Origin of the sequence: Rhizobium sp. NLR8a, from assembly GCF_019685235.1 — a bacterium.
Lineage (GTDB): Bacteria > Pseudomonadota > Alphaproteobacteria > Rhizobiales > Rhizobiaceae > Rhizobium.
In genome coordinates this window covers 37,110-52,708 of sequence record NZ_JABDWI010000014.1, presented here as the reverse complement: position 1 = coordinate 52,708, position 15,599 = coordinate 37,110, and the positions used below count along the sequence as shown (strand labels likewise).

Below are 15,599 nucleotides of genomic sequence, written 5' to 3'. Positions count from 1 at the left end.
CCGCGCTTACATGAAGCGATCGAGTGTCTTGTAATAGAGCCCGACGACCGGCAGAAACCACGGCTTGCCGAAATGGCCGGGGACGGCAGGCCATTCGAGGCCTTTGACCGGATTGCGGTCCGCCTTGCCCATGATGGCATCGGCGATGATGATGCCGAGATGGGTGGAGAGCTGGGCGCCGTGGCCAGAATAGCCCATGGCGTACCAAACGCCGTCGCCATAGCCCGCGCGGGGATAACGGTCTTTCGTCATATCGACGAGCCCGCCCCAGCAGTAGTCGATCTCGATGCCGGCAAGTTGCGGGAAGATTTCAGCCAGACCGGCGCGCAGAATATCACCGCTCCTTGCATCCGACCGCTGGTCCGACGTGGCGGAAAAGCGTGCTCGACCGCCGAAGATCAGCCGCTTGTCCGGCGACAGCCGGAAATAGTTTCCGATATTCAGCGAGGTGACACAGGTCCGGTTTCCCGGCATCGTCGCTGCGATTTCGGCGTCGCTCAGCGGCCGCGTGGCGAGCAGGAAGCTGCCGACGGAAATGATCCGGCGGCGGAAATAGCCGAAGAGCGACGGGGTGTAGGCGCCTGTCGCGACCAGTACGTGGTCGGCGGTGACGGTGCCGCGCCCCGTCTTGAGGCTGTGGCGTCCATTGCCTTGCCGATGGCCGGTCACGGCGGCCTTTTCGAAAATGACGGCGCCGTGGCGGGCGGCCGCGGCGGCGAGCCCGGCGACATAGCGCCCCATATGCATCATCGCGCTCTTCCTCGAGAGCATGGCGCCATGGAAAGGCGAGCCGACCTCACTCTTCAAGTCATCCGCCGAAAGAAGCGCCGTCTCCGGATCGACCTCTCTATGCACAGCCTCGAAATTGCGGGCAATGGCATCGAAATGCTGCGGCTTGGAGGCAAGCTTCAGCTTCCCGGCGCGACGGAAATTGCAGTCGATGCCCTCCTCGCCGACGATCGCCTCGATGGTGTCGATCGACTCGTCGAACGCCCGATAAAGCGCGACGGCACGCTCGGTGCCGAGTGCTGACTTGGCAGACAGGAAGCTATGGGCTAGCCCGTTGTTGAGATGGCCGCCATTGCGTCCCGACGCCCCCCAGCCCACGCGTTCGGCCTCCAGCACGACGACCTTGACGCCGGCTTTCGCAAGCTGGCGCGCGGCCGCAAGCCCGGTAAAACCGGCGCCGATGACGGCCACATCATAATGTCCTTCGACAGGACCGTGAGCCGCATCGGCAAAAGCGCGGGCTGTGTCATGCCAGTAGGATTGAAACTGCATCCGTTTGTCTCCGTCAGAGGCCAACGACACCGGGCAGAGCTGAGATATCAGGGATTTCGACATAGCCGTAATAGGGATTGGCCGGCTCGTGGCCCCGGTTGACCCAGACCTTGTTCTTGATGCCGAGATCGTGGGCAGACATCAGGTCATAGCGGAAGGAGGACGAGCAATGGAGCACGTCCTGCGGTCCGCAGCCGAGCATGTCGAACATATATTCGAAGGCTTGGAAACGCGGCTTATAGGCATTTGCCTGTTGCGCGGTATAGACCGCATGGAAGGGCGCGCCGAGCTTTTCGACATTCGACATGATCTGCGCATCCATGGCATTGGACAGGATCACCAGCGGAATTTCGCGGGCAACCCTGGCAAGACCTTCGGGTACGTCGCGATGCGGCCCCCAGGTGGGAACACGCTCGTAAACCATTTGCGCTGCTTCGTGGCGAAATTCCACGCCATTGCGCTTGCAAGTCCGTTCGAGCGAATTGTGCACCACCTCGGCATAGGGCTTCCAGGCGCCCATGATCTCATCAAGGCGATAAGCGGCGAAATTCTTGATGAACTCCACCATGCGCGGCTCGTCAAGCTGATTGCCGTAGAGGTCGCGCGCCGCTTCCGCCATCTGAAAATTGGTCAGCGTGCCGTAGCAATCGAAGGTGATGTATTTCGGACGGAACGTCGTCATCTGCGTATCCTTTAGCGATCGGAACTGGGACCTGTTCACAATCATAGGCTCCGCTTCGCCCATGGCTGCCTGAATTGGCCGCATCGGAAGCAGAATCTATCGTATCGAAAGCGGCGTTTGGCAGAAGGTTGCGCCTCCCCGGGGCGCCGGGGATCTGTTCAATCGTGATCGTGGCCATGCTGCGACGGAAGGTCGAGGCCGAATGTATCGACGAGATCGGCCACCTGAGCCGGGCTGAGGAAACGGGGGTTGAGGTTGCGCAGCAGCAGATAGAGCTTTGCCGTTTCCTCCAGTTCCTCAGTCGCAAACACCGCCGCCTCCAGGCTGTCACCGGCGACAACAGGTCCATGATTGGCCAGAAGCACCGACGAATATCTGCCGGCCAGTCCCCGGATCGCGTCGGCCACTGCCGGATCCCCTGGGCGATAATACGGCACCAACGCGGTCTCGCCGGCGCGCATGAGATAATATGGCGTCATCGGCGGCAGGGCGGCACGCGGATCGATCTCCGGCAGCATGGTCAGCGCCACCGCATGTGTCGAGTGAAGGTGGACGATAGCGCGGGCACTGCCGCGTGTGTCGTAGAGGGCGGTGTGAAGCGGGATTTCCTTGGTCGGCTTGTCGCCCGACAGCAACCGGCCTTCCGCATCGAGCCTGGAGATCCGGGCCGGGTCGAGGAAGCCGAGCGAGGCGTTGGTCGGCGTCACCAGCCAGCCGCCGTCCTCCAGCCGCAACGATATATTGCCGGACGAACCCGGCGTCAGCCCGCGCTCGAACAGCGAGCGACCGTATCGGCAGATTTCCTCACGCAGGCGGGCGTCGGACATGGCAGTTCCTCCGATCTTACGCAGTTGCGCCTTCGATCAGTTCAAAACCGAGATCGATGGCTTGCGGCGGCGCGTTGGCGACGACCAACTCAGCGGCTGTCTGTCCCGTCGCCACGCGCGGCGTCCGGATCGTCGACAGGGGTTGCGGTATTGCCCGGCCGATATCTAGGCCGTTATAGCCGAATATGGCGAGCTGCGAGGGGATAACGATCCCTTGAGAGAGACAGTGAAAATAACCGCCGAGCGCCATGTCGTCGTTGGAAAAATAGACGGCATCGAGATCGGTCGCTCGTGCCAACAGTCGCTCCAGCCCCTGCTTGCCGTTTTCCACTGACGAGGCGCCCGCCAGGATTTCGCGAGCAATGAGCGGAGTTCCGTTGGCGTCGAGAGTTTCGCAAAAGCTCGAAAAACGCTTGCCGGCGCGGGTGTCGCGGTCCAGGTCGTGACCGACATAGCCGATCCTTCGGTAGCCCCGTCTGAGCAGGAAGGCAGCGCTCTCCCGCCCGGCCGCACGATTCGAGAAGCCGACGGCGATATCGAGGGCATCGCCATCCAGATCGAGCAGTTCCACGACCCGGCACCCGCTGGCGCGCAACATCTTCACCGTGCCGTCGGTGTGCTCGTACCCCGCCAGCATCACCGCTGCCGGCCGCCAGGCAAGCATCGCAGTAGCGAGCGCCTCCTCCTTGCCCGGATCATAGTCCGTCACCGAAAAGACCGCCTGATAGCGGTTTTCTTCCAGAACGGCGCTCGCTCCACGCAGCACGTCGGAAAATACGATGTTGGACAGCGAGGGAATGACGAAGGCGACAAGACGCGAACCGGTGGAGGCAAGCGTTCCGGCGATCCGGTTCGGGACATAGCCCAGCCGCTCGACGGCGGCCATCACCCGCTCCCGCGTTCTGCCGGAAAACGAACCGTGGTTGCGCAGCACGCGCGACACCGTACTCTCGCCGACTCCGGCCGCTTCCGCGACCTCTGCAAGGGTCACCGTCGCCTGATGTTTGAATTCCATGGTCGCTTTTGAACCCGGCATCTGGAATCTTTGAGGGCGAAGCGATCCTTGGGACGCCTCGCTGCAACATCCATCTTTCATCACTTCCGGCCAGAAGCAAGATATTTTTGGCAGCGCTGCCAATCTGCGGTTGGCAGCGCTGCCAAAAGGGAGTAGGGAAATGGTAGCGCTGCCAAAACTTGGCTGCAGTTGCCGGGGCACGGCTCTTTCAGGACTGGAGAAACTCCCATGACACCGCTTGCCGAAAACTCAGGCTCGACTTTCATCGCGGCCGTCATCGGCCTTGGTTCAATGGGGCTCGGAATGGCCCGGTCGATGAAGCGCGCAGGGCTCGATGTCGTTGGATATGACATCACGTCGGCGGCGGTGGACCGCTTCATCGCCGACGGCGGACGGGGTGCACAGACCCCGGCCGGCGCGGCAAAGGATGCCGACATCGTCGTCTCCGTCGTCGTCAACGGCGCGCAGACCGAGGCCGTGCTGTTCGGCCCGGAAGGCGTTGCGAGCACGATGAAGCCAGGCGCCGTGTTCATCTCGTCGGCAACCATGGATCCCGCCGTCGCACGCAATCTGGCGCAAAGAGTAGAGGCTCTCGGTCTGCATTATCTCGATGCGCCGATTTCCGGCGGCGCAGCCAAGGCGGCGCTTGGCGAATTGACGATCATGGCATCCGGCTCCAGCCAGGCCTTTGACAGGGCGCGCCCAGGTCTCAACGCCATGGCCGGCAAGGTCTACGAACTCGGCGACACGGCCGGAACGGGCGCTGCCTTCAAGATGATCAACCAGCTTCTCGCCGGTGTGCACATCGCCGCCGCCTGCGAGGCCATCACCTTTGCCGCCAAGCAGGGCCTCGACCTCGACAAGGTCTATGAGGTGATCACCGCCTCGGCCGGCAATTCGTGGATGTTCGAAAACCGCGTGCCGCATGTGCTGGCCGGAGACTACACGCCGCTCAGCAGCATCGAGATTTTCGTCAAGGATCTCGGTATCGTCCAGGATATGGCTCGCTCCGAACGATATCCGGCACCGCTCGCGGCCGCGGCCCTGCAAATGTATCTGGCCGCCGCAGGCGCCGGCATGGGCCGGGACGACGACTCCTCGCTCGCGCGGCTCTATGCCAGACTTTCCGGCGCTGAGTTGCCCGGTTCCAACGAGAAGCCGCAGAGGCTGTAAAAAGGAACGCTAGACATGCCGGTTTTCGCCGCCAACCTGACGATGATGTTCAACGAATGGGCATTCCTCGATCGTTTCGACGCCGCAGCCGATGCCGGCTTTGCCGCCGTCGAATACCTCTTTCCATATGAAGCCACGCCGGAGGCAATTGCCGAGCGGCTTGCCCGCAACAATCTGCAGCAGGCCTTGTTCAACCTGCCGCCGGGCGACTGGGCAGCAGGCGAACGTGGCATTGCCGCCCTTCCCGAACGGTTCGATGCGCTGAAAGCCGATGTCGACAAGGCACTGGACTTTGCGGCAGCGACGGGAGTCGGACGGTTGCACCTGATGGCGGGCATCGCCGACCGTCACGACGGCGACGCCTCCTCCCGTTATCGGCGCTCCGTCACCTATACGGCCGAGCGGCTTGCGGAAAAGGGCATCGATCTCCTGCTCGAGCCGATCAACGGGCGAAACATGCCGGGATATTTCCTCAACGACTTCAACGCAGCCGAACTGCTGATTGCCGAATGCGGCTTGCCGAACCTGAAGCTCCAGTTCGATATCTATCACCGTCAGATCATCCATGGCGACGTCGTCATGGCGTTGCGGCGCCTGCTGCCGATCACCGGCCATATCCAGATTGCCAGCGTGCCGTCACGCAACGAGCCGGATGGGGAGGAACTGAACTATCCCTATCTGTTCGGCGAAATCGACCGCCTGGGCTATGACGGCTTCATCGGCTGCGAATACATCCCGCGCAGCCACACACTGGACGGTCTAGGCTGGTTCAAACCCTTTGCACGGAGCTAGACGATGGCTATTTCACTCGGATCGATCGCTGACGACTATACGGGCGCGTCGGATCTTGCCAACACGCTGACAAAGAATGGCCTGCGCACGGTGCAGACGGTCGGCATCCCGGATCCATCGCTGGCACTGCCCGACGTGGATGCCGTTGTCGTCTCCCTGAAAATCCGCTCGGTCAGGGCCCCAGAGGCCGTGACGGCTGCCACCGAAGCCGAGCGATGGCTGCGCCATCGGGGCGCGGGCCATGTGCTTTACAAAATCTGCTCGACCTTCGATTCCACCGATGCCGGCAATATCGGTCCCGTCACCGAGGCCTTGCGCAATGCTGCGGGCGGCGGCAGCGTGCTGGTTACACCAGCCTTTCCGGAAACCGGCCGCACCGTCTATCTCGGCCATCTCTTCGTCGGCGGCCAACCCTTGAACGAAAGTCCGCTCAAGGATCACCCCCTCAACCCCATGCACGACGCCAACCTCGTGCGGGTTCTCACCCGCCAATCGCGCGGCGCCGTCGGCTTGATCGACCTGGCAGCCGTCGCGGCCGGCCCTGACGCCGCCAGGGCGAGACTCGATGCGTTGCGCACGACAGGGGTGACCATGGCTATTGCCGACGCGATTTGCGAGAGGGATCTGGAAACACTCGGCGAGATCGCACTCGAAACGCCGATGTCGACCGGTGCGTCCGGCCTTGGCCTCGGCCTTGCCCGGGCGCTCGTCCGTTCCGGCCGCATATCAGGCGGCGCAGCAGCTGAAGACATCATTCGCCCTGTCGGCGGGTTTTCGGCGATTATTGCCGGCAGCTGTTCGAAAGCAACGCTACGCCAGCTCGAGGTCGCTGAACGGTCGATGCCTGTGCTGCGGCTTGATCCGGAGCGGCTGATATCAGGCCCGGATGAGATCGCCGCGGCGATTTCCTGGGCCGGAGACCGCATCTCCGCCGGTCCCGTGATCGTCGCCGCGAGCGCGGCGCCGGAAACCGTATCCCGGCTGCAATCGCAATATGGGCGGGAGGCTTCCGGCCACGCGATCGAGACGGCGACCTCGATCATCGCGGCTGAACTGGTTGAAAGAGGCGTGCGGCGCCTGGTGGTCGCTGGTGGCGAAACCTCGGGGGCTGCCGTCGACAGGCTTGCCATTCCGGCATTTCTGATCGGCCCCGAAATTGCTCCCGGCGTGCCGGTGCTGCGGGCGGTCGGCAATCGGCAGGGCGACATGCTTCTGGCATTGAAATCAGGAAACTTCGGTGGCGACGACTTCTTTGAGGCAGCGCTGGCGATGATGAGGTAATCCCACCAGCCATGGAGCATCCCGATGGAATATATCGATCGGCTCCAGCATAAGATGCGGCGGTCCGCCGAGGTAAAGCCATAAGATACCGCCTGAACCGCGGCCTTCAGACGATCTGCCCGCCGGGGTTCCGGCAGACTTGCGGGCACGACATGAAGGACGGCCCGATGCAAACTCGTCAGATCGAAATCGCTGCATTCAGTCCAGACCATCTGGAAGGCGCTGTTGCGCTCTCCAGACAGGCGGGCTGGCCGCATCGGCGGGAAGACTGGCAGATGGCGCTCGCGTTGAGCGAGGGCGTGGTCGCGATTGAGGACCACAGGGTCGTCGGCACCATCCTCGTCACACCCTACAGGCAAGATTGCGCGACCATCAACATGGTCATCGTCGACGAAACCATGCGCGGCCGTGGCCTCGGTCGCAGGCTGATGGAAGCCGCCTTGCGGATCGCAGGCGACCGGCCGCTGCGGCTGGTCGCGACAACGGTGGGCCTACCGCTCTACGAGAAGCTCGGCTTTCATGAAACCGGCACCGTGCTGCAGCACCAAGGCCTTGTCGGAGAAATCAGCGCGCCGGCCGGCACGAGCGCTGCCACCGCCGACGATCTCCCGGCCATCATTGGGGTGGACCGCCTTGCCTTCGGCGCCGACCGAGAAAAGCTCATCTCCTATCTCGCAAGGATCGGCGAATTCGCCGTCATTCGCCGCGACGGCGGTGTCTCTGGTTTCGCCTGCCTGCGTCCCTTCGGTCGCGGTGAGGTGATCGGACCCGTGGTCGCCGCGGATATCGAAGACGCGCGCAAGCTCATCGAACATCACATCGCCGCACGGGCAGGACGGTTCCTCCGGGTGGATACGACTGCCGAAACCGGACTCTCTCCATGGCTGGTCACGCTGGGGCTCGCCCATGTCGGCGGTGGCATCGTTATGAGAAAGCCATCGGCCGGCGACGTCGCCGCCCGGACCGCTACCAACTTTGCCCTTGCCAGTCAGGCCCTCGGCTGATCCGGAGATCCCATGTACAGCAATTCGCTCATCGAACTCGATCGCGCCCATCTCATTCATCCGGTGGCATCCTACCGCAGCCATGAAAAGCATGGCGTACGGGTGCTGGCCTCGGCCAAGGGAGCAACGGTCACCGACGCCTCGGGCAAACAACTGATCGACGGTTTCGCCGGCCTCTGGTGCGTCAATGCCGGTTACGGCCACGAGAGCATTGTCGAGGCGGCGGCCCGGCAGATGCGGGAGCTTCCCTATGCGACCGCCTATTTCGGCCTCGGCTCCGAGCCTGCGATCCGACTCGCCGGAGAGCTTGCCGACCGGGCGCCGGGCGATCTGAACCATGTCTATTTCACGCTCGGCGGCTCAGATGCGGTGGATAGCACGATCCGCTTCATCCGCTACTACTGGAATGCTCGAGGGCGGCCCGAACGCGATCAGTTCATTTCGGTCGAACAGGGCTATCACGGCTCCTCGACGGTGGGTGCGGGCCTCACCGCCTTGCCAGCCTTCCATGCCGGCTTCGGCCTTCCTTTCGACTGGCAGCATAAAATTCCGTCGCATTACGCCTACCGCAATCCAGTCGGCGACAGCCCGCAGGCGATCATTGAGGCCTCGCTCGCGGCACTGAAAAGCAAGGTCGCGGCGATCGGGCCCGAACGCGTCGCCGCCTTCTACGTCGAACCGATCCAGGGTTCCGGGAGCGTGCTTGTGCCGCCGAAAGGCTGGCTCAAGGCGATGCGGGAATTCTGCCGCGAGCACGACATCCTTTTTGTCGCCGATGAGGTGATCACCGGCTTTGGCCGGACCGGGCCGCTTTTTGCCTGCAGTGAGGAAGGGGTCGTGCCTGACCTTATGACAGCCGCCAAGGGCCTCACCTCAGGCTACGTGCCGATGGGCGCCGTTTTCATGGCCGATCACGTCTATGAGACGATTGCCGACGGGGCGGGTGCCAGCGCGATTGGCCATGGCTACACCTATTCGGCCCACCCTGTCAGCGCCGCCGTCGGCCTCGAAGTGTTGAAACTCTACGAAAACGGCCTTCTCGACAATGGAGTCAAGGCCGGGAGGCGGCTGATGCAGGGCCTGGACTCGCTGAGGGATCACCCGCTCGTCGGCGATGTCCGCGGGCGCGGTATGCTTGCTGCCATCGAGCTTGTGGTAGACAAGGTGAACAAGACACCGCTGCCGGCATCGGCCGAACCGGCGCGCCGCATCTTCGATCGCGCCTGGGAAAACGGCCTCGTCATCCGCGCGTTCGGCAATGGTGTGCTTGGTTATGCCCCGCCGCTGTGCTGCACTGAAACGGAGATCGACGCAATCGTCGAGCGCACCCGTATGACGCTCGACGAGACGTTGGAGGACCCGGATGTGCGTCGGGCGCTGCGGGCCTGAGAATATCGCGAAACAGCGAGATTCGGTATTTTGTGCCGCCTCATGGCGCCTTTTCGGAGAATCCGGCGCAGCGCAGGTGACAAACTGAAATCAAGAAAAGACCTGGAACCGGCGGATGCGAGCGTTCCAGACAAGAGCGGGACAACGAGACCGCCGGCGGAACAGAAAATTCTTCTTCGAGAAGCCGCGCTCCGATTGGGGCCGAACACTGGGGAATTCACGTGAGCAAGAGCCTTTCGGAATTCAAATACCTGACCTTCGACGTCGTCGGCACGCTCATCGATTTCGAGGGCGGTCTCAAGACTTGTCTTGCCGAGATCGCGGCCGAAACGGGAAATGAAATCGATGGCGAGCGGGCGCTCAGCCTCTACCGCGAGGTCCGCTACTCCGACGACGCCGACCTCTTTCCCGACGATCTCGTGCGCGTCTATCTCGCGATCGCGCCGAAGCTCGACCTGCCGGCCGATCGCCAATACGGCGAACGACTGCGGGACTCGGCAAAGAGCTGGAAGGGTTTCACCGACAGCGCCACAGCACTGGCAGAGCTCGCAAAAGATTACCGCCTCGTAGCGATGACCAACGCCCGCCGCTGGGCATTCGAATTCTTCCAGAAGGAGCTCGGCAATCCCTTCCACGCGGCCTTCACTGCCGACGATACGGGGACCGAGAAACCCGACCCGGCCTTCTTCGAGCAAGTCTTCGCCTACATCGCTTCGGAAGGGCATTCGAAAGATGAAATCCTGCATGTCGCCCAGAGCCAGTACCACGATATCGGGGTGTCCAGGAAACTCGGCCTGGTCAATTGCTGGATCGAGCGGCGGCATGCCCAGAAGGGCTACGGCGGCACGATCGAGCCGGCCGAGTTCACCGCACCCGACTATCATTTCACGTCGATGGCCGACCTTGCAGAGGCCGTGGCCGCCGCGCGCGCCTGACTTTTAAAGCCGGATCGGGCCCGCCACTAAGGCGGCCCGTCACAGAGGAAAAGGGGAATGAGATGAACAACAAGATCACCAATTGGACCAGATCCGACGACGCCATGATCGAAACCGCCATCCGTCGTGGCGCAACCCGTCGCGAATTGCTGCATATGATGCTTGCGGGCGGCGTTGCCATGTCGGCCGGCGGGCTTGTGCTCGGCCGCGCCGGCAAGGCGCTCGCTGCGACGCCCGTTGCCGGTGGAGCACTCAAGGCGGCCGGCTGGTCGTCGTCGACGGCTGATACACTCGACCCGGCAAAGGCGTCGCTCTCTACCGACTATGTCCGCTGCTGCTCCTTCTATAACCGCCTCACCTTCCTCGACAAGAGCGGTACGCCGCAGATGGAGCTTGCCGAGGCGATCGAATCCAAGGATGCCAAGACCTGGACCGTCAAGCTGAAGAAGGGCGTCACTTTCCATGACGGCAAACCGCTGACGGCTGAAGACGTCGTCTTCTCGCTGAAGCGCCATCTCGACCCGTCCGTCGGTTCGAAGGTTGCCAAGATCGCCGCCCAGATGACCGGCTTCAAGGCTATCGACAAGCAGACCGTCGAGATCACGCTTGCCGATCCGAATGCCGACCTGCCGACCATCCTGTCGATGCACCACTTCATGATCGTTGCCGACGGGACGACCGATTTCACCAAGGCCAACGGCACCGGCGCTTTCGTCAGGGAAGTCTTCGAGCCGGGCGTTCGTTCCGTCGGGATCAAGAACAAGAACTACTGGAAATCCGGCCCCAACGTCGATTCCTTCGAATATTTCGCCATCAGCGACGACAATGCCCGCGTCAACGCCCTGCTATCAGGCGATATCCACCTCGCAGCCTCGATCAATCCACGCTCGATGCGCCTTGTCGAAGCCCAGGGTGACGGCTTCACCTTGTCGAAGACGACGTCCGGCAACTACACCAACCTCAACATGCGGCTGGACATGAATCCCGGCAACAAGCGGGACTTCATCGAGGGCATGAAGTATCTCGTCAACCGCGAACAGATCGTCAAATCGGCGCTTCGTGGCCTCGGTGAGATCGGCAACGACCAGCCGGTTTCCCCCGTCAACTATTACCGCAACGCCGATCTGAAGCCGCGCGCCTTCGATCCGGACAAGGCGAAATTCCACTTCGACAAGGCTGGCGTGCTCGGTCAATCCATTCCCGTGATCGCCTCCGAGGCGGCAAACTCGTCGATCGACATGGCGATGATCATTCAGGCGTCAGGCGCCGAGATCGGCCTCAAGCTCGATGTCCAGCGGGTTCCCTCCGACGGTTACTGGGACAATTATTGGCTCAAGGCGCCGATCCATTTCGGCAATATCAATCCACGTCCTACCCCCGACATCCTGTTCTCGCTGCTTTATTCCTCGCAGGCTCCCTGGAATGAGAGCCAGTACAAGTCGGAAAAGTTCGACAAGATGCTGATCGAAGCACGCGGGTCGCTCGACCAGGAAAAGCGCAAGGCAATCTATGACGAGATGCAGGCGATGATTGCCAATGAAGCCGGCACGATCATTCCGGCTTATCTCTCGAATGTCGACGCCACCACTGCCAAACTCAAGGGTCTGGAGCCCAACCCGCTCGGCGGCCAGATGGGATATGCCTTTGCCGAATACGTCTGGCTTGAAGCCTGATAGATTAAAGAACCGGGGCTGCGGCCCAGCCCCGGTTCTTTCGAAACCGACCGAGACGAAGGGGGAGCCACCCGTGAACAACCAGGTCTTATCCCTTGTGCTGAGCAGATTGTTCGTCGCGGTGATCACACTGCTGATCGTCTCTTTCGCGGTCTTCTTCGCAACAACGCTCCTGCCGGGGGATACGGCGACGATCCTGCTCGGTCAGGCCGCCACGCCGGAAGCCGTCGAAGGGCTGCGCAAGGCCATGCATCTTGACGAGCCGGCCCTCTTTCGTTTCCTGCGCTGGATCATCGGTCTTTTGCAGGGCGACCTCGGCACGTCCTATGCCAACGAAATGCCGGTCGCTGCCCTGATTGCCGGCCGCTTCATTAATACGCTGAAACTTGCCGGCGTCACCGCGCTGTTCTCCGTGCCGATTGCGCTGACACTCGGGATCACCGCGGCAATGCTGCGCGGCACTCTTTACGACCGGATCGTCACCGTAATCACCATCGGTGTCATCTCGGTGCCGGAATTCATGGTCGCGACCTCCGCCGCGCTCATCTTCGCCGTCTACCTGAAATGGCTGCCGGCGCTCTCCTTGGCCAACGAGGTCCACAGTCTGAGCGACCTGTTGCGCGTCTATGCCATGCCGGTGATCACGCTCACCTTCGTCGTCTCGGCCCAGATGATCCGTATGACGCGTGCAGCGGTGATCGAGACGCTCAACACGCCCTATGTCGAGATGGCGTTGCTCAAGGGCGCCTCCCGGCCGCGTATCGTCTTTCGCCATGCGCTGCCGAATGCTCTCGGCCCGATCGTCAATGCTGTCGCGCTGTCGCTCTCCTATCTGCTCGGGGGTGTCATCATCGTCGAGACCATCTTCAACTACCCCGGTATCGCCAAGCTGATGCTGGACGCCGTAGCCACCCGCGACCTGCCGCTGATCCAGAGCTGCGCGATGATCTTCTGTCTTGGCTATCTGCTGCTGATCACCATCGCCGATATCATCGCCATTCTTTCCAATCCGAGGCTCCGATGACCATGACCAGCTCCGAGACCACTTCCGCCCGGCTGCCCGGAACCCGGCTTGGTTATCGCTTCAACCTCGTCGGAGCGATCGGCCTGATCGTCATCCTCGCTTGGGCGCTCGTCGCGATCTTCGCGCCATTGATTATCCCTTATCCCATCGGCGAAATTGTCGATCTCGATTATTTCGGCCCGATGAGCCGGGAGCTCTGGCTGGGCTCTGATTATCTCGGCCGCGATATGCTGTCGCGGATTCTGATGGGCGCGCGTTATACGGTCGGCATCTCGCTCGCGGCGGTAACGATCGCCTGCTTCAGCGGTGTGGTGCTCGGCATGATCGCGGCGGTCGCCGGCGGTTGGCTCGACACGATCCTCAGTCGCTTCCTCGACGCCATGAATTCCATTCCGAGCAAGCTTTTCGGTCTGGTGGTGGTCGCCGCGGTCGGCTCTTCGATCCCGGTTCTGATCCTGACGCTGTCGGTGATCTACATCCCTGGCTCCTACCGCTTCGCCCGGGCGCTCGCCGTCAACATCAATACCATGGATTTCATCACCGTCGCGCGCATCCGCGGTGAAAGCACCCTCTATCTCATTCGCTCGGAAATCCTGCCCAATATCGTCGGGCCGGTGCTTGCCGATCTCGGCATTCGTTTCGTCTTCATTGTTCTGCTGCTGTCGGGACTGTCCTTCCTGGGCCTCGGCGTCCAGCCGCCCTATGCCGACTGGGGTGCGCTCGTGCGCGAGAATATCGGTGGCCTGCCATTCGGCGCGCCGGCGGTGATGTTCCCCTCACTTGCCATCGCCAGCCTCACGATCAGCGTCAATCTGCTGATCGACAACCTGCCGCAGAAGATTCGCGACCGGAGCCCGTCATGAGCAATTTCATCGAAATTCGTGACCTGAAGGTCGAGGCCACCACCGATTCCGGCCGACGCGTCGAGATCATCAAGGGTGTCAGTCTTGATATTGCCGAGGGCGAGATCGTCGCGCTGATCGGTGAGAGCGGCTCGGGGAAGACGACCATCGCCCTGACGCTCATGGGCCATACCCGCGCGGGCTGCCGCATCTCCGGCGGCAGCGTTTCGGTCGGTGGCAAGGACATGGTCACCCTCAGCGAGAAGCAGCGCGCCAAGGTGCGCGGCACGCAAGTCGCCTATGTGCCGCAATCGGCCGCCGCCGCCTTCAACCCGGCCACATCGATCATGGACCAGGTGATCGAGGTTACCCGCATTCATCAGCTGATGTCGCCGGAAGATGCGCGTGCCCGGGCTATCGAGCTCTTTCGGGCGCTTTCCCTACCGGAACCGGAGACGATCGGCAGCCGGTACCCGCACCAGGTTTCCGGCGGCCAGTTGCAGCGCCTTGCAGCCGCCATGGCGCTGATCGGCGATCCCACTCTGGTCATCTTCGACGAGCCGACAACGGCGCTCGACGTGACGACCCAGATCGAAGTTCTGCGCGCTTTCAAATCGGTGATGAAAAAAGGCGGCATATCGGGCGTCTATGTCTCGCACGACCTTGCCGTCGTCGCCCAGATCGCCGACCGCATCGTCGTTCTCAAAGGCGGAGAAACCCAGGAAACCGGCACCACCGAAGAGATTCTGAACGATCCAAAGCATCCCTATACCAGAGAACTGCTTGCAGCCTTCGAGCCGAAATCGCGCGGCACGGCGGGCGCAATAGAGGCCGCGACGGCGCCGCTTCTGACGATCGAAAATCTCGTCGCTGGGTACGGACAGCGCCAAGCCGACGGCCTTCCCCTGGTTCGCGCAGTCGAGCATGTGAGCCTGACGGTGGAAAAAGGGCGCAACCTCGGCATCATCGGAGAATCCGGTTGTGGTAAGTCGACGCTCGCCCGCACCATTGCCGGCATCCTGCCGGCAGCCGTCGGCAAGATCATCTTCGACGGCACGGAACTGCGCCGCAGCGCTCGCGAGCGCTCACGTGATCAGTTGCGCGAGATGCAGATCGTCTTCCAATATGCCGATACGGCGCTCAATCCGGCAAAATCCGTCGAGGACATCCTCGCCAGGCCGCTGGTTTTTTACCATCGCATGGATCGACAGGCGCGAAATGCCCGGATCGACGAACTCCTCGACATGGTGCGCCTTCCCCGCAACCTGCGCCACCGCAGGCCGGGGGAACTCTCGGGCGGGCAAAAGCAGCGCGTCAACTTCGCCCGGGCGCTCGCCGCCGATCCGAAGCTGATCCTCTGCGACGAGATCACCTCGGCGCTCGACACCGTGGTCGCTGCCGCCGTGATCGATCTCCTCAAGGAACTGCAGCGGGAACTCGGCCTCTCCTACATCTTCATCAGCCACGATCTGTCGGTGGTGGAAGCGATCTGCGACGAGATCGTCGTCATGTATGGCGGCCGAAAGATCGAAGAAATCAGCCCCGCGAAGGTGAAGGCGCCGCAGCATCCCTATTCGCAACTGCTCTTCTCGTCGGTGCCGACGCTTGATCCGGCCTGGCTCGACGAGCTCCAGCAGGATCCGGAACTAGTGCGGGCCTATTGCCGGCACTGAGGGCCGGT

The 15,599-nt window shown here is 62.2% G+C and carries 14 protein-coding genes; 10 read left to right on the top strand and 4 right to left on the bottom strand.

Annotated elements, in window-relative coordinates:
• Window positions 1-6 precede the first annotated feature (6 nt).
• From HJC04_RS24890 to HJC04_RS24875, 4 genes are all read right to left on the bottom strand, one after another.
• A complete protein-coding gene (locus HJC04_RS24890) occupies window positions 7-1,281 on the bottom strand; it encodes an FAD-binding oxidoreductase (protein ID WP_210631774.1) in 1,275 nt (424 codons plus the stop codon).
• A 13-nt stretch (window positions 1,282-1,294) separates the two neighbouring features.
• A complete protein-coding gene (locus HJC04_RS24885) occupies window positions 1,295-1,963 on the bottom strand; it encodes a haloacid dehalogenase type II (protein ID WP_221147355.1) in 669 nt (222 codons plus the stop codon).
• 158 nt (window positions 1,964-2,121) lie between these two features.
• Entirely contained in the window at window positions 2,122-2,790 is a 669-nt protein-coding gene (locus HJC04_RS24880) for an aldolase (RefSeq protein ID WP_210631772.1), read from the bottom strand.
• Between the two features lie 16 nt (window positions 2,791-2,806).
• Complete coding sequence (locus HJC04_RS24875; protein WP_210632196.1) at window positions 2,807-3,805, bottom strand: LacI family DNA-binding transcriptional regulator; 999 nt, start codon at window positions 3,803-3,805, stop codon at window positions 2,807-2,809.
• A gap of 228 nt (window positions 3,806-4,033) precedes the next feature.
• Here HJC04_RS24875 and ltnD point away from each other — a divergent pair, with 228 nt between their 5' ends.
• The 10 genes from ltnD to HJC04_RS24825 all read left to right on the top strand — a co-directional run bounded on the left by ltnD (window position 4,034) and on the right by HJC04_RS24825 (window position 15,591).
• Window positions 4,034-4,978 carry an L-threonate dehydrogenase gene (gene ltnD / locus HJC04_RS24870; RefSeq protein ID WP_221147354.1) on the top strand — a complete coding sequence of 315 codons (945 nt, stop codon included), beginning with the start codon at window positions 4,034-4,036 and terminating at the stop codon, window positions 4,976-4,978.
• Window positions 4,979-4,993: 15 nt separating this feature from the next.
• A complete protein-coding gene (gene otnI / locus HJC04_RS24865) occupies window positions 4,994-5,770 on the top strand; it encodes a 2-oxo-tetronate isomerase (protein WP_210631770.1) in 777 nt (258 codons plus the stop codon).
• Window positions 5,771-5,773: 3 nt separating this feature from the next.
• The gene (gene otnK / locus HJC04_RS24860) at window positions 5,774-7,051 is read left to right on the top strand and encodes a 3-oxo-tetronate kinase (RefSeq protein ID WP_221147353.1); all 1,278 of its coding nucleotides are present in this window, start codon (window positions 5,774-5,776) and stop codon (window positions 7,049-7,051) included.
• A gap of 167 nt (window positions 7,052-7,218) precedes the next feature.
• A complete protein-coding gene (locus tag HJC04_RS24855) occupies window positions 7,219-8,055 on the top strand; it encodes a GNAT family N-acetyltransferase (protein ID WP_221147352.1) in 837 nt (278 codons plus the stop codon).
• A 12-nt stretch (window positions 8,056-8,067) separates the two neighbouring features.
• Window positions 8,068-9,444 (top strand): aspartate aminotransferase family protein, encoded by a 1,377-nt coding sequence (locus HJC04_RS24850; RefSeq protein ID WP_221147351.1) that lies wholly within the window; start codon window positions 8,068-8,070, stop codon window positions 9,442-9,444.
• Window positions 9,445-9,665: 221 nt separating this feature from the next.
• Window positions 9,666-10,379 (top strand): HAD-IA family hydrolase, encoded by a 714-nt coding sequence (locus HJC04_RS24845; RefSeq protein ID WP_210631766.1) that lies wholly within the window; start codon window positions 9,666-9,668, stop codon window positions 10,377-10,379.
• 62 nt (window positions 10,380-10,441) lie between these two features.
• Window positions 10,442-12,052 carry an ABC transporter substrate-binding protein gene (locus HJC04_RS24840; protein WP_210631765.1) on the top strand — a complete coding sequence of 537 codons (1,611 nt, stop codon included), beginning with the start codon at window positions 10,442-10,444 and terminating at the stop codon, window positions 12,050-12,052.
• A 73-nt stretch (window positions 12,053-12,125) separates the two neighbouring features.
• Window positions 12,126-13,076 (top strand): ABC transporter permease, encoded by a 951-nt coding sequence (locus tag HJC04_RS24835; RefSeq protein WP_210631764.1) that lies wholly within the window; start codon window positions 12,126-12,128, stop codon window positions 13,074-13,076.
• Window positions 13,073-13,939 carry an ABC transporter permease gene (locus HJC04_RS24830; RefSeq protein WP_210631763.1) on the top strand — a complete coding sequence of 289 codons (867 nt, stop codon included), beginning with the start codon at window positions 13,073-13,075 and terminating at the stop codon, window positions 13,937-13,939. Before HJC04_RS24835 ends, HJC04_RS24830 begins: the two co-directional genes overlap by 4 nt.
• On the top strand, window positions 13,936-15,591 hold the full coding sequence (locus tag HJC04_RS24825) for an ABC transporter ATP-binding protein (RefSeq protein ID WP_210631762.1): 1,656 nt from the start codon (window positions 13,936-13,938) through the stop codon (window positions 15,589-15,591). The genes HJC04_RS24830 and HJC04_RS24825 overlap by 4 nt, the downstream gene beginning before the upstream one ends.
• Window positions 15,592-15,599: the final 8 nt, after the last annotated feature.

What these genes read in the sequence shown, in the direction of transcription:
- HJC04_RS24890 (WP_210631774.1), bottom strand. Translation starts at nt 1,281, where the DNA reads ATGCAGTTTCAATCCTACTGGCATGACACAGCCCGCGCTTTTGCCGAT.
- HJC04_RS24885 (WP_221147355.1), bottom strand. Translation starts at nt 1,963, where the DNA reads ATGACGACGTTCCGTCCGAAATACATCACCTTCGATTGCTACGGCACG.
- HJC04_RS24880 (WP_210631772.1), bottom strand. Translation starts at nt 2,790, where the DNA reads ATGTCCGACGCCCGCCTGCGTGAGGAAATCTGCCGATACGGTCGCTCG.
- HJC04_RS24875 (WP_210632196.1), bottom strand. Translation starts at nt 3,805, where the DNA reads ATGGAATTCAAACATCAGGCGACGGTGACCCTTGCAGAGGTCGCGGAA.
- ltnD (WP_221147354.1), top strand. Translation starts at nt 4,034, where the DNA reads ATGACACCGCTTGCCGAAAACTCAGGCTCGACTTTCATCGCGGCCGTC.
- otnI (WP_210631770.1), top strand. Translation starts at nt 4,994, where the DNA reads ATGCCGGTTTTCGCCGCCAACCTGACGATGATGTTCAACGAATGGGCA.
- otnK (WP_221147353.1), top strand. Translation starts at nt 5,774, where the DNA reads ATGGCTATTTCACTCGGATCGATCGCTGACGACTATACGGGCGCGTCG.
- HJC04_RS24855 (WP_221147352.1), top strand. Translation starts at nt 7,219, where the DNA reads ATGCAAACTCGTCAGATCGAAATCGCTGCATTCAGTCCAGACCATCTG.
- HJC04_RS24850 (WP_221147351.1), top strand. Translation starts at nt 8,068, where the DNA reads ATGTACAGCAATTCGCTCATCGAACTCGATCGCGCCCATCTCATTCAT.
- HJC04_RS24840 (WP_210631765.1), top strand. Translation starts at nt 10,442, where the DNA reads ATGAACAACAAGATCACCAATTGGACCAGATCCGACGACGCCATGATC.
- HJC04_RS24830 (WP_210631763.1), top strand. Translation starts at nt 13,073, where the DNA reads ATGACCATGACCAGCTCCGAGACCACTTCCGCCCGGCTGCCCGGAACC.
- HJC04_RS24825 (WP_210631762.1), top strand. Translation starts at nt 13,936, where the DNA reads ATGAGCAATTTCATCGAAATTCGTGACCTGAAGGTCGAGGCCACCACC.